16 protein-coding genes are annotated in these 13,716 nt (G+C 52.4%); all 16 read right to left on the bottom strand.

From position 1 onward, the window contains the following. On the bottom strand, positions 1-284 hold a 284-nt coding region (locus AXE65_RS14045), incomplete at its 3' end, for a hypothetical protein (protein ID WP_204376545.1). Between the two features lie 71 nt (positions 285-355). Further along, the gene (locus AXE65_RS09255; RefSeq protein ID WP_068391255.1) at positions 356-931 is read right to left on the bottom strand and encodes a hypothetical protein; all 576 of its coding nucleotides are present in this window, start codon (positions 929-931) and stop codon (positions 356-358) included. 11 nt (positions 932-942) lie between these two features. Next, on the bottom strand, positions 943-1,245 hold the full coding sequence (locus AXE65_RS09250) for a TrbM/KikA/MpfK family conjugal transfer protein (RefSeq protein WP_068391253.1): 303 nt from the start codon (positions 1,243-1,245) through the stop codon (positions 943-945). A 23-nt stretch (positions 1,246-1,268) separates the two neighbouring features. After that, entirely contained in the window at positions 1,269-2,447 is a 1,179-nt protein-coding gene (gene trbL, locus AXE65_RS09245) for a P-type conjugative transfer protein TrbL (protein WP_068391250.1), read from the bottom strand. A gap of 19 nt (positions 2,448-2,466) precedes the next feature. Beyond that, complete coding sequence (trbK, locus tag AXE65_RS09240; RefSeq protein ID WP_068391246.1) at positions 2,467-2,874, bottom strand: entry exclusion lipoprotein TrbK; 408 nt, start codon at positions 2,872-2,874, stop codon at positions 2,467-2,469. Next, positions 2,871-3,665, bottom strand: coding sequence for a P-type conjugative transfer protein TrbJ (trbJ, locus tag AXE65_RS09235; protein ID WP_068391243.1), 795 nt, complete (start codon positions 3,663-3,665; stop codon positions 2,871-2,873). The genes trbK and trbJ overlap by 4 nt, the downstream gene beginning before the upstream one ends. A gap of 24 nt (positions 3,666-3,689) precedes the next feature. Next, positions 3,690-5,141 (bottom strand): TrbI/VirB10 family protein, encoded by a 1,452-nt coding sequence (locus AXE65_RS09230; RefSeq protein WP_068391240.1) that lies wholly within the window; start codon positions 5,139-5,141, stop codon positions 3,690-3,692. Between the two features lie 3 nt (positions 5,142-5,144). Next, complete coding sequence (locus AXE65_RS09225) at positions 5,145-5,603, bottom strand: conjugal transfer lipoprotein TrbH (RefSeq protein ID WP_160330608.1); 459 nt, start codon at positions 5,601-5,603, stop codon at positions 5,145-5,147. Between the two features lie 61 nt (positions 5,604-5,664). Further along, complete coding sequence (gene trbG / locus AXE65_RS09220) at positions 5,665-6,594, bottom strand: P-type conjugative transfer protein TrbG (RefSeq protein ID WP_153015441.1); 930 nt, start codon at positions 6,592-6,594, stop codon at positions 5,665-5,667. Between the two features lie 20 nt (positions 6,595-6,614). Continuing rightward, positions 6,615-7,337 (bottom strand): VirB8/TrbF family protein, encoded by a 723-nt coding sequence (locus AXE65_RS09215; protein ID WP_068391235.1) that lies wholly within the window; start codon positions 7,335-7,337, stop codon positions 6,615-6,617. Continuing rightward, positions 7,334-9,970, bottom strand: coding sequence for a VirB4 family type IV secretion/conjugal transfer ATPase (locus AXE65_RS09210; RefSeq protein WP_239685063.1), 2,637 nt, complete (start codon positions 9,968-9,970; stop codon positions 7,334-7,336). The genes AXE65_RS09215 and AXE65_RS09210 overlap by 4 nt, the downstream gene beginning before the upstream one ends. A 4-nt stretch (positions 9,971-9,974) precedes the next feature. Beyond that, positions 9,975-10,304 carry a conjugal transfer protein TrbD gene (locus AXE65_RS09205; protein WP_068391232.1) on the bottom strand — a complete coding sequence of 110 codons (330 nt, stop codon included), beginning with the start codon at positions 10,302-10,304 and terminating at the stop codon, positions 9,975-9,977. 2 nt (positions 10,305-10,306) lie between these two features. Further along, positions 10,307-10,819, bottom strand: a complete 513-nt coding sequence (locus tag AXE65_RS13375; protein WP_079214124.1) for a TrbC/VirB2 family protein — start codon at positions 10,817-10,819, stop codon at positions 10,307-10,309. 41 nt (positions 10,820-10,860) lie between these two features. Next, complete coding sequence (gene trbB, locus AXE65_RS09195; protein ID WP_068391229.1) at positions 10,861-11,826, bottom strand: P-type conjugative transfer ATPase TrbB; 966 nt, start codon at positions 11,824-11,826, stop codon at positions 10,861-10,863. Beyond that, the gene (locus AXE65_RS09190) at positions 11,823-13,517 is read right to left on the bottom strand and encodes a DnaT-like ssDNA-binding domain-containing protein (RefSeq protein WP_068391225.1); all 1,695 of its coding nucleotides are present in this window, start codon (positions 13,515-13,517) and stop codon (positions 11,823-11,825) included. Before AXE65_RS09190 ends, trbB begins: the two co-directional genes overlap by 4 nt. Continuing rightward, on the bottom strand, positions 13,495-13,716 hold a 222-nt coding region (locus AXE65_RS14040; RefSeq protein WP_204376544.1), incomplete at its 5' end, for a hypothetical protein. The genes AXE65_RS09190 and AXE65_RS14040, both read right to left, overlap by 23 nt.

Below are 13,716 nucleotides of genomic sequence, written 5' to 3'. Positions count from 1 at the left end.
TTAACAAATAAAATATTACCACCAACTGTCACTAGAAAGCCGCAAATGAAACAAAGCAGCACTATATCACCTCTTATGGGAAAAAATCCCTCTGGGAAGAAGGGGAAGGAAGCCACCGGCGGAAAAAAATCGGAATATGGTTCCGGGAAAAACAAGAACAAAAACAAGAAAAATAAAAATCCCATATACGCGAAGGAACATAAAAATAAAATCCAACTAACAATATCAAATGCAATATCAATTTTGCGTTCATCAACCAACGTCAACAAGTTTTTGATATTCATTTGTTGCAACCTTAAATACTGGATGACTCTCGTTGTGCTTGATGAATTCTTTTTTGTAATAAGAATACAGGTTATTCTTGCTCTTCCGCTACACCCTCTATTACAATTCCTCCAAAGAGGGTTTTTCTTCCCCTAAGCTCTATTTTTAACGGTTTATTTTTTTGCTTGGGCTGTGTCTCGTTATTTTGCGACGGCGGGCTGTCTGGAATACGGGGTCCAAAACAAATAACTAAAATATATCCAATACAAAATAAAACGCCACACCAGAAAATATTGTCCAGCACCGTCATCTCTCTTTCATAGAGCATAAATGCTATCAGCATAAAGAAAAGCTGAAAGGCAAATACGATCAACTTGAAAAATGCATACATTAAAATGCAGGCAACGGTTATTGGCAGTAAGTGTTTTGCCAGCGGAGCCGCAACCCGATGATAGTCTTTACTAAGCATCCACTCATATATTCTATTCTCGAATCGCATATAGCCATTAAATATTCGCTCTATGCGACTTTGCGGGAGCGCTTTTTCTTCGATTTTTTCAGGGCTGTATTTTTCAAGCGTTAATTTTTGATCAGCAGCAACAATAGATGTTCCACGGCATTGATCGTAGGTCACCCACCGCCCTGTTTTCCAATTATAGAAACTCATCACATATGTTCTCAATAAGAAGGTTTATAGATATGCCCAAACTTGGACATTATGTCTTCTTTTTGCGCGGTATTGCCCGAGTCGCATTGATACAGCCAGTTGCGACGTGCTTGATAGGTGCGCGAAGGTGAGAATTTCCCATGTTTGGTTCGTTTGATGGAAAAGAAATCATCCATTTCCGGTTTGCAGGCGGCAGCCATTTTGGCGGCATTGAAATCCGACAAGCACAGCTCTGCGCCACAGGGAGATGCCGCAGCACTTGTGCTTATGGCCGTTAAAATCGCGAGTATGAGTAGTGTAGAGCGTTTGTTCATGAGATATTCCTTGTCTGTCTTTATCAGGGTTCCAAACCAGCTAGCATGCCGGCTTTTTCGGCATCCTTGGCTTTTGTCCGGCTGGCGTGGATACCGGCGGCTTTCATAAAGGCACCTGTGCCGCCACCTTGGCGCTTGGCGTCTTGGCCGATACTGCTGTCAAGTGCGCTGGCCGCTTTGGCAAGTCCCACACCGCTTGCTAAGGCTGTAGTCACGGGGGTAGTGGCTGCCTTCGTGGCAGCTTTGCCTGCCGAAGAGGCCGCTATGCCAGCCCCAGCCATACCCATAGCTGCACCCATCGCCGCACCACCGCTGCCGCCAATACCCATATCGCCGCCACCGCCACCACCCGAAGCCATCCCGGCAATCAGGGACGGGACTTTGCTGCTCAGGTGATAGACGATAAAAGCAACGACAAATACGATGGCCATTTCAGTAATGGTCGGGGCTGCGCTAACGCTTTCAAAATACTCTCTCATAAGCGCTTTGCCGATACCCACCAACAAAAGCATGGTCATAATTTGCAGGCCGGTATTCAGCACGGTTCTGTAGTAATTAATGGCCATATCTTGCGTCCAGCGGCTACCGCCAAAACCGAGGATAAAAATACCGGCATAGGCGAGTACCCAAGCTGAAATCAGCAGCATCAGCATATTCATCCCGATCATCACGGATAGCAGTAATATGCCAAAGGCAAAAACAAATCCTGCCAAGCTCGTGAAGGGGGAACGCCAAGAGGCTGTCTTGAGGGAGTGCTCTATCGCCTCAAAGCCAATATCCACAATGCCGGACGGCGTTAATTCAGCTTCATAGCCGGATCCTTGATTGACTTTGCCACCCATTTGCGTGAGCGAATCGATAATGGCATGGGCAAAAGTCGGGCCGTTATCCAAAAGCCACCAGAAAAACCCAACAAAAATAGCAAAGCGAATCAATTCTGCGAAAAATTCACTAATATCCGCTTTGCGTAACGCCAGCATGCCAAAGGTCCAAACCATTGAGATGGTTGCCAGAGTTAAAAATAGCCAGGATGCATGCTGTTTAAACGTATCGCCCCAACCCATTGTTTGGTCTTTGAATTTTTTCAGCACATCATCCATTAAGCCTTGGCTGCTAAGCTCTGCGCTGGCATCCAGCGAAAAGACCAACAATATCAGAGGCAATAAATAAGGCAGTGCCGAACGAATAGTGGCGGGGCGCATACGGCTTTCCTTGCTTGGGTTATGGCTTCCATGACTGATAAGGGCTGGGTCTTGTCTTGTCCAAGTAACGGCAACTGTCTGCAAAGCTTCGCCAGGCGAGGTTGTCTATAAATTGTTTCTGGTGTTCTTCTGAGAAAGTATTATCGGGCAAATAAAGTTTATCGCAGTTTTCTTTATTCACTTCCGGTTTATACAAGAATTTAAATTGGCCTAGTTTTTTATTCTCACAAGCGTTATAAAATCCTTTCCATTGCTCTTCTGATTTAAATTGTCTTTGGAACGCTTCGGCCTCGGCGTCGAAACCCCTTATTTTTATTTTTGAGCAGTTCTCTTCATTCACTTTTGGAGTGGAATCACATCCTTGTAGCCAAATCATTGCCAATACTAATGGTAAAAAAGCCAGTGTTTTCTGTGCGGTGGTTTTCATGGTAGCCATCCTTTGCGTGGGCTGGGTTTGATATTGCCGGTATAGAGCGCGGCTTCATCGGCGGCCTCTAGTCGCCTTTGCTTATCTTCCTCGGCTTGCTTTTGCGCCGCAAGCAGTTGGATCAGTGTTGCCAGTTGAGTGTTGATGTCTATCAATTGGTCGCCTTGAAATCCGGCCAGTTGGTTGGTCGCGCCAATGGCTTGTAATTGGCCTTGAGCACGGCTGGCTTGCTGCTTGATTTGTGCCAAGTTCTCTGTGTACTTTTTGGTGTTATCGAGCTGCTTAGTCGCCGATTCGGCGGCAGCTCTATTGGTCTGCACCTGTGTTTTGTCCATGCGCTCTTTGAGTTCCCTCATGGCCTCTAACTCTTCTGGCGTGCAGCCGTTTTTGCTGAAGCAAGGCGAGCGTTTGTACCAGCTTATGTCTTTAAATTGGTCGAGGTAGCCTTCCAGGCCGCCTAGCTGGCGGTTGTAGACATCGAGCATGGCCTGCGCTCTTTCGAGCTTGCTCATGGTAAGGCTGGCTTGTTCCCAGATATAGGCAGCGGGCGCGAGTGAGTGTTGCAGTTGGTTTTCGTATTGTTCCAGTTGGGTTTGGTATTGATCCATCAGCGCGGTGGTCTGCTCGATGCTTTCCATCACTTGCAAAATGGCTTGGACGATAGCGGCAACATCCACTGTAGGGATACCGCTGGCCTGTGCCGTGGGTGCGGTTATCGGCGCAGTGATGGGGATTGCCAGCGCTGCCGCCAGAGCCAGCGCGGCGATTTTGGGTTTGGCTTTCGCTTTCATAAACCTCTCCTTGTTTGTGATTGATCAGTAATCAAACGCCTGGTATGGCCTTTGAAAGGTTAAGTCTTTGGTCACGATGACGTTAAAGCGGTAGCCTGGGCGCACTTCCAGTGTCGGGCTGATATTGAGGTTTTTGGATACGATTTGGCTGATGGTATTGCCCAAAACTTGCCCGAGTGACTCGCTTAGGGCATCACTGGCGCGTTGGTTGGTGCCGGTGGTATTGCCGCCTTTGTCTTGGCTTAGGCTGATACCGGCGGTAATGCCGGACATCAAGAAAGCATTGCCGAACAGGCGCAGGTAGTGATTGTTGACCTTATCGTTAAAGCCTGAATATCCGGCGCTATCCGCGCCAGGCATGCTGCCTAAATCCAGTGCCTTGCCATCAGGGAAGATCAGGCGTTGCCAAGCAATCAAAATACGGCTTTGCCCGTAGATCACGTCGCTTTCATAGCTGCCGACAAGTCTTGTGCCTTGCGGGACGAGCAGGTATCTGCCGGTTGCGGTATCAAAGACGTTTTGGCTGACTTGTGCGACGAGCTGGCCGGGCAAGTCGGAATTGATACCGGAAATCATGGTCGCCGGAATAATAAATCCGGCACGCAGTTCAAAGGCGCTACGCGGTAATTGCAGGCGTTCGTTTAATTGCCAGCGGTCGCCTTCAGTGACTTTGTCGAACGCGCTGTAGTCGTTGCCGCTGCCCATGGCGCTGTCCATGCTGATAGCGCCGCTTGCGGGCAATAAAGCAGCGCCGCCGTCCATGCCAGCGCTTATGCCAGTGTCCGGTATGAGGCCAGAGGCTTTCAAGGCTGCCATGCGTTGCTGGTAGACAGCCGTGGGGTCGGTTTGCCTTTTTCGTTCCATCTGGCTGCGTACGGCAGCCAGTCTTGCCAGCATCTCTTCGCGGTTTTGCGGTGCGCCGCCATCGATGCGTGAAGGCACGCCAGAGGAAAAGCTGTTTGCGCCACCGGTATCAATGGAAACGGACGTTTTGGCATGCACGGCTTGGTGAAACTGCTGCATTTTCAGGTCGCGGATACGCTGCGCTTCTTCGTCTATGGGGTTCGCCGCGATATTGGGATTAAAAAAGTGATTGCCGGTGCTGCGCGGCAGCGCGGGGGGTTGCTGACTTAGCAGCAGCGGCGGCGAATCTATGGGCAAGTCGTTTGCTTCAATCTCAGTCGCCGATACAGGCACAGGCGTGGTTTTTTTCGGTTCAGGGATTAAGCCCGCGCCGTATTCGCCGACGATGGTCTGTTCCATTTTGCTGGTACTGCTGCTGTCTGGCGTGAGTGTTTGCTCGCTGGCGGCTCCTTGTGGTGTGGCACTGCGATCAATCGCCACCACTACCATCATGATTAAAAAAGCCACGGCTACGGTGCCGCCAATCACTAACGGCATATTATTTACGCGCCTTGTATCCGGCGTGCCTTTATCGGGAGTAGCATCGTTATTGTCGGTAGGGGTGGTACTCATGGATTATTCCTTTTTCCATACTAAATCGCCTGCCGCAATAAACCGGTTATCGTCAAGCCGGTATAGGCGGGTTAATGCTTGATGATTTAACAAGAGCGTTAAATGATACAAACCGTCTTCACCGGCTTGATCGAGGATATAAGCCAGCTTAAGTTGCAGCGGTGCATCGGGATTAACAGGTAATAACGTTTGCGGCGAATGCGGCGCGGTTTTGATTTTGGGTTGATGTTGATCAAAGGTCTGTACCGCAAAACCCGCTTCACGCAGCGAAGCCACCAAGGCTTTGCCAAAGCTGTCCGGCGTATCCTGCTGTAGGATTAAATGGGTTTTCGCTGCGGGATAGAGTTTTTCCAGTTGCTTGGCACTGTCTTTGGCGAGCTGGCTTTGAGCGGCGCTGGCTTCGTCTTGAATAAAATTGCCGTAATTGCCGGTTACGGCGCAGCCGTTTAGCCATGTAAGCATTACAAGCACGCCAAGAAAAGGAAGACGGCGCAAGCGGGGCAAGATGGGCATGCACATGGTTTTATCTCCGGCTGATCGTTACACGTTCTTGGCGTCTGCCGACACCGGCGATTAAAACAGCCCTATCAAACACTGCATCGACGATATAACGGTTGCCTTGCAGACGGTAATTAACCAGTGCGGTTTCTTCGCTTCTAAACCAGTGGCCTTTGCGAGTGATCAGCATCAGCGAAGGCGCTTCTGTTTGTGCAATGACCTTGGGCATTTCGATAATGGTTTTCACCCCATCGTTATAAACGCGGATGGGCTTCCAACTGGCCTTGCCTTCAAGGTCGTAGTCAAAATTCAAATCACCCAAGTATTCGCCGGTTTTGGGCAAGGTTCTTTCTTCGCGCTGCTGTTGCTCTTGTCTTTGAATCAAGTCCCATTTAGCCAGCGCTTCTTCGGGATAGGTGAAGGCCACTTGTGGCATATAGTCTTTGCGGTGCGAGCGCAGGCGGATGTGGTACGCGCGGCGGTCTGTGGTCACGACAAGGGATGTCTCAAGCCCTACGTCCATTGGCTTGATAATCAGATGCTGGACGGTGCTGCTGCCGCTGCCGGTCATGGCCGGTTCCACCGTCCACCGCGCGGTATCGCCGAGGTTGATGGAATTGACCTGTTCACCGGCTTGCAGGGCTATATCGCAGACTTGCAGCACCGCGCAGACAATCGACGGTTGCTGTACGCCATAAATAAAGCGCACGGCACCGCCCGCGCCTGCGACCGGTTTGATGCCCGCAGGATTACCGGCGCTCCACTTTTTGGAAAGCTCGATTGCGGTGCGTTCTTGTGCCGTTAATTGGGGGTTTTGCCCGCTAAAGTAGAGGTCTGCAAACTCATCCGCCAAGGCCGCCGACGAACAAACCGAAAAAGACGAAAAAGCCAATAGGCCAAGAGAAAAAGCCCTTAAAGCGATGGTGGCGGTTTTATTTAAGCCTGAAGTCTTCATTATCTATCCTTGTCCTTGCCTTAATTCACCCGTGACCAGGAGAAATCCTGCACATACAGCCCAAGCGGGTTATTGCGCAGTTGTTCATCGGTGGTTTGTGGCGTGATCTCTTGTGTGGTGACAGTGACCAGTGCGCGCCAGACCACGGGTAGTGATTGCAGGGCACCGGCGCGGTCGCGGGTGCTTTCGGTCCATTCGACTTGCCACGTTTTATCGGTCTGCGGGATTGCTGTGCGGATTTCCACCGAGACCAATTCTTTTTCCGCGCGCTTGAAGGGATTGGTGGTTTCCGAGTTCATCAGCTCATTCATTTTGGCAAGCGCCACACTTCCGGCAAGCAACCTTGCGTACAGCCGGTAAATGGCTTTGGCCTGCAAGTTCGCATCCGGCGTGACCATGCGCGCGTCGTGCACAAAGTCGGCAACCAGCGCATGGATCACCCTGGGATCTGCCACCGTGCTGGCTTGTACCGCGCCTTGTGCGCGGGTTTGGCCGAATTTATCCACTTCGACGACATAAGGGATAAATTTGGACTGGCTGCCGATATAAATCACCCCGGCAATGGCGGTCAGTGCCAATAACATGGATAAAATGCCGATAAGCTGCCAAGTCTGCTTGCTGGACACCAAGCTGCCGACCTGTTCATTCCAAGTGCGGCGGGCATTGAGATAAGGATTATCCAAAGCGTCTTTTGCGGCAGGCTTTTGCTTGGCGTTACCCTTTTTTAATAATGAAAAACTCATTCGGCCGTCTCCAATAAGGGATTCATTTCAATGATTGGGCTGTTGGTTTTTGGTAGCGCTCGCCGGTCGATATAATCATCAAGACTTAACCCGCGCGCCGATAACCAGTGCTCCACCCACTCATGCCCCCATTGCTTTTGCAGTTGTTTAATCGCCGCCACGCTGTCTTTATCGCTCGCCCCGACAAAAGCCAAGGCCAAATCGCCCAAGGCAAGGTCATATAAGCGCCTGCCGTTTTCGCTCAAGTAGTAGTACTGCCTTTTCGGAACGGCACTGGCGATAATTTCAATTTGCCGGTCGTTCAAACCCATGCTGCGATAAATGGCGGCGGTTTCGTCTTCTCTGGCGTACACATTGGGCAGGAATATTTTGCTTGCGGTGGATTCGACCAATACATCCAATATGCCGCTGCGTACCGCATCGGTCAGGCTCTGTGTGGCCAGCAAGACCAAGCAGTTGGCTTTGCGCAGCACTTTGAGCCATTCGCGGATTTTTTCACGAAAGACCGGATGGCCGAGCATCAGCCACGCCTCATCCAAAATAATCACCGCTGGCTGGCCTTTAAGGTCGCATTCAATCCGCCGGAACAAATAGAGCAACACCGGCATGGCGTATTTTTGCCCTAGGTTCATCAGTTCTTCGATTTCAAACACGGTGAAATCGGACAGCGAAAGGCCATCCTGTTCGGCATCGAGCAAATGCCCCATGGAGCCGTCTACCGTGTATTGCTTAAGGGCTTCCCTGATCTGTTCGTCCTGAATGGTGACGGAAAATTCCGATAAGGTTTTAGCGCCGCTGCCTTGCATGGAAACCAAGGCTTCATTGATCAGGTTGCGTTGGCTTGGTGTCGTTTTAACATCGTTTAACGCCAGCAGCGTATCCAGCCACTGCATGGTCCATGCACGGTCTTCCTTGCTGTCTAAATACTGCAATGGGCAAAAGGCCAGCGCGTCATCATCACTGGCTACCGAAAAATGCAGGCCGCTCTTGCCTTCGGTGGTCGCGTTAATCGCTGCCGCCAAGGGATACATGGACATTCCTTTATCAAAGGCATAAAGGCTCATGCCCTGATAACGCCTAAATTGCGCGGCCAGTATCGCCAAATGGGTGGATTTACCCGCGCCGGTCGGGCCGAACATCAAGGTATGACCCAAATCGCGCACATGCAGATTGAGCCTGAAAGGTGTATAGCCACTGGTGACGCCGTGCATCAGTGCCGGTGCAAGCGGCGGATAGAGCGGGCAAGGCGCATCTTCGCTGCCTGTCCAGATGGAGCTGGTCGGCAGCAAATCCGCTAAATTCAGCGTGTTAATCAGCGGACGGCGGACATTTTCCACGCCATGTCCGGGCAGGCTGCCGAAGAAGGCATCCATGGTATTGATGGTTTCAATCCGTGAGGCAAACCCTAAGCGGTTAATGGCGCTTCTCACTTGGCGGCTGGCGTTTTCCAGTGCTTGCCGGTTTTCGTGCATTAACACCACCACCGAGGTGTAATAACCGGCAGCGACCAGGCCACTGTTGATTTCGGCTATCGCCTCGTTCGCATCCAAAACCATCTCATTGGCATCTTGGTTAATCTCGCCGTCGTACTTTTTGAACAGTTGGTCCATAAAGCCGCGGACTTTTTGTTTCCACTTTTTCTGGAATTTCTCCAAATGCGCCAAGGCTTGGTGCTCGTCCATAAAAATAAACCGCGAAGACCAGCGGTATTCAACGGCAAGTTCCGCCAGTAAAGACAACATCCCGGGCGTGCTTTGCAGCGGAAAGCCTTCAATGGCGACCACGCTGATAAACTTGCGGCCAATCTTGGGAATCACCCCGCCGATAAATTCTTGCCCGCCAATCAGGGCATCGAGATACATCGGGTTATCGGGCAATCGGACGGGTTGCGAATGCCCGCTAATGCAGCGTTGCAGCCAGCTTAGAAAATCGTCATAGGCAACCTGTCGGCCTTCTTCGGTGATCAGCTGATGAGCGCCAAGGCGGCTTAAGTTCAAAACGTCCGAAAGACCGTTTTCGATGGTTTGGATATCGCGTTTAAATTGTTCGATGATCGCCATCGTCTGCGCGGTTTTATCCGCAGGCTTGGCATTGTCATCAAACATCATTTCGACAAACTTACGCTGCGCCAAAACGGGCGGGAAATAAGTAAGCGTCAGCACAAAATAGCCTTCGTACATGGTGCCAAGGCTTTCAAACAAGCGGCGGCGTTCCTCGTCTATGGCGGCGCAGATCGGATCGCTAAAAGAAGACCGTTCGGCTTGTGAATAGCTCTGCGCCGGACGGCGCACGGCATCGACGTGCAGCATCCAGCCGTCACCCAAGCCATGAAGCGCTTGATTGATACGGGCCGATACGTTCTCGCGCTGGATTTCAGTGGCGCTTTCATTGTCCTCACCGGAATACAAAAAAGCCGCCATCAACGCGCCGTTTTTGCCGACAATCACGCCGTCATCCACCACGGACGCGTAATTAAGCAAATCGGCAAGACCGGCTTGTTTAGAGCGGTGCTTGTTCAGTTTTAAATGCGCGTCCACTTGCCTAAGACGCATAAATAACAACAAACAAAGCAGCGCACCCAAAACGGCAATGCCGATCATCAGGCCAAGCAGCATCACGCCCGGTAGGTTCATCGTCTTATTTCCCTTTACTTGGCGCTTGATAACGCTTTTCTTGACTGGCTGAATTGCTCCGAAAAGGCGTAGAGCGCGGCGGGTAATACTTTTCATACTGGCGGTGACGCCAATACACGTCGCGCATCTTCGGGTCGCTTTTGGCCATCAAGCGAAAGGCAAACAGGCTGCCAAACCACAGCACAATGCCAAAGACCGTAGCGCGCAAATCCTGTGCGGTGAATATCAGCGCAGCCGCCAAAAGACCGGAGAGCATCACCAGTTCGCGGTCGCCGCCCATAAACAGGCTGTCCCGATTGGCTACACGGTGAATGGGAATGCTGCGCAGCGCCATGATTAAACCGTCCGTGCAAACAGGGCAGAGGCGCTGTGCGTTGGCAGCGGCTCTAACGGCCATACTGCGGAGAGTTCCGCCCCGCCAAAAAAGCTGCTCATCATGCTGTTGGCACCAATCACAAGGGCGACCACCAGCACCAACAAAATAATGGCGCGGAAAAATCCGTTTAAGTCGCCACCAAAAATCAGCCCCACCCCAGAGGCAATAATGCCGATCAGTGATATGGTGTAGCCGACCGGGCCGGTCATACTGTTGCGCAAATTGGTTAAAAAGCCTTCATACGGCAGCCCGCCCGCCGTGCCGGTGGAGGCCAGCGCCGCTTCTGGCAACAAGGCAAACAGCAGGGCAAAGGCGATTACGCCAAAGAGAAAAAGCGAGCGTTGCGGTAGTGGCAGGCAGGCTTCGGCAGGTAGCGCCGCTACGGGCGCAAAACGCCTTAAAGGTTGCACGGATAAGGCCGATACCGTAGATAAGCGGGATTCTTGAGAGGTCAATCCTTGTGTGGCTGGCATGGTGTTACTCCTGTTTTTTAAGGTTGAAACGATAAAATCGGTTACAGCGTCTTGGTTTGGTATTGCCCGCCGCTAAAACCGGCGACTTCGAGGATGCTCTGAATACGGCGGCTGCCGTCTTCAGTGCGCGCGATATGCACCACCAGGTGCACCGCCTCGCCAATCAACGGCTCAATATCGGCAGGGGCGGAGGCATTGCGGGAAACCAGTGATTTAAGGCGGGTTAATCCTTCGGCGGCACTGTTGGCATGCAAGGTGGCGACCCCGCCGGGGTGGCCGGTATTCCAGGCGTCGAGCAAATCCAGCGCTTCTTGCCCGCGCACTTCGCCGACCAATATCCGGTCAGGGCGCATGCGCAAGGTGACTTTGAGCAAGTCGGTCATCGAGACCGCAATGCTGGTGTGGTACTGCACAAAGTTTTCTGCCGCGCACTGGATCTCGCCGGTGTCTTCAATAATTACTACACGCTCGCTGGGGCATTGCTGCACCATCTCGCCAATAATGGCGTTGACCAACGTGGTTTTACCGCTGCCGGTGCCGCCAATGACGAGGATGTTTCGGTGTGCCGATACACCCGCCACAATCGCGTCGCGCTGTGCTTGGCTCATGATTTGCCGCTGCACATACTCATCCAGACTAAAAATCGCCACGGCTTTTTTGCGGATGGCAAAAGTGGGCGCAGAAACAATCGGCGGTAGTTGTCCGGCAAAACGGCTGCCGTCTATCGGCAGTTCGCCTTCCAGGATGGGATTGCTGCGGGTCACTTCCTTGCCGTGGTAGCCCGCAATGGTTTCGATAATGGCTTGCGCCTGTGCCGGTCGCAGTGAGCCGATGCAGCGCATGCCCTTGCCCAAACGCTCCTGCCACAGCTTGCCATCGGCATTAAGCATGATTTCCACGGTTTTCGGGTCACGCAACGCGGCCAGCAAATCCGTGCCCATATCGCGCTCCAACTTCAAGCGCGCGCGGCTTTTGATGCTGTCGGGCTTGGAGTCGGGCAGGCTCATGCCATGACACCTTGGCGGAGGGATGAGTGGATGGATTGAATCTGTCCTTTGGCGCGTTCTTGCAATGGCTGTAATTGCTCGCGCGCCCGCTGTGCTTCACTTTGCATGTATGGGCTGGCACCGGGGCGCTCGCCCGCCTCAATGATTCGGTTCAGTCGCGCAATCTCGCCAAAATGTTCCTGCTGCTGCCGTCTTTCCTGCTCGCTGAGCGGCTCGCGGGCGACGGCCTTGCTTCCTGAAAGCGGCTCGCCGCGCATAAGGCGTTCTTTGGCTTGCTGAAAACTAAACTCAAAACGCTCGCGCAGCAGGCGCATTTGGTGGGGTTCGAGCAGCCCCGATTTGGCACTTTGTAGCGCCGCGAAGCCAGTGACTTTGGCGGCATACTGGACGGCATCGTGACTGTAATCGGCATTGAGCGCCTCAAACCAGGCGCGTCTTGTGTCGGGCAGTCCAGGAATTTGCAGGCAGACTTGACGAAAGCGCATGGCTGGAGGCGGATAAGCGGCATAAGGATCCGTGCCGCACTGCTCAACCAAACGCCGCAAACCGGCCAGTATCTGATCATGGCTTAAATCTCCCAGCACGGATGACCAGTCGAATTCGCTTTCTGTCGGGTATTGCCGCTCGAACAAATGCCCGTACATGCCGCGCAGCTTGCGGTAGAGCACGGGCATCATCTCGTCAGTCGCTTGCACGGAAGGCATGGCTTGCTCCTGTTGTTTCGGTTTTTCAGTGCCGGATACCGGCGGCGGTGCACTGTGCAGGTGAATCACCTTGCCGCTCGCCGCTTTGCGGGCTTTGCCGGGTTTTTCTTTTGGCGTATTGGCTTCTTCGGCTTGTTCGTCTTTGGCCGCTTGTGCTTCTGCCCGCTGCGCCCGCTCTGCCGCCTCAATCGCTAAATGCTTAAGACGCGTGACCAGTTGCAATTCCCATTGCCGCTGCGTTTGCTCGCGTTCGGGGTGCTTGATCGCCCAATACACCCGCCAATCGGCCAAAAAATCAGCGGTTAAATCGTCCAAAGACACGCCAAGATAAGAAGCCAACGTCTCAAGTGATGCGCGAGCGGGCTGCCAGTCCAGGGACATCGAGAATTTGGCTAGCGCTGGATTATCCGGCGCGGCGGCTTCTGCTCCTGCTTCTGGGCAGGTTTGCCCCACGTCCTCCCCTTCCGGCTGCGCAGCAGCAGTAGTAGGTAGATAGTTAGAAGCTTTTAAAGCCGGAAGTAGGTTGTTGTTATCGGATTTTTTGGGTTGTGACACGCGATTTTCTCCCTTTGATAAAGACCTTAAAGCCTTGCCAGCACTGGCTTTGGCGGTTTGATCAAGTGGTGAAGATGCGGGTTGCTGTCTGCCGATTTTTTGGTTGTTGTTATTTTGGGCAAACGTATCCGTATTGGCTTGCGGAAGGAAAAAAACCAGCGTGCCGATACGCTTAAGCAGCCCCAATTTTTCCAGGCGAGCCACGGCGGAGCGGTAACGCTGGCGGGTTAATGGCTTGGGTTTGGCACGTCCCTGAACAGGGTCAACCGTGATGGCATCACGCAATACGGTTTCATTTATCAGCGTTTTGCGCCCGACAATCCCGCTGGCAAAATCCATCCGCCGCTTAAGTGCGGCATAGAGCTTGAAGTAGTCGCCTGGCTCACCAGACAGCAAATCCCATTCGGGGTCAGAAATGACGATGTTGGTCATCAGCAACTTCCTTTGCATTTGCATGGTCTAAAGACGGTGCGGTATCGATAGAGGACGGTTGATCCAACGACCTATCAACGGCGGTTTGCGCGGCACGGCGCATCTTTAACGCCACATAACGCTTAAAACAGTCCGTGTCGGCACCCGCAAAAAGCAACCACTCGCGGTCACTGATGGTTATGGTTGGCATCGGGGAGGG

The organism is Ventosimonas gracilis (assembly GCF_001580025.1).
GTDB lineage: Bacteria > Pseudomonadota > Gammaproteobacteria > Pseudomonadales > Pseudomonadaceae > Ventosimonas > Ventosimonas gracilis.
This window is presented reverse-complemented; position numbering and strand designations above follow the sequence as displayed.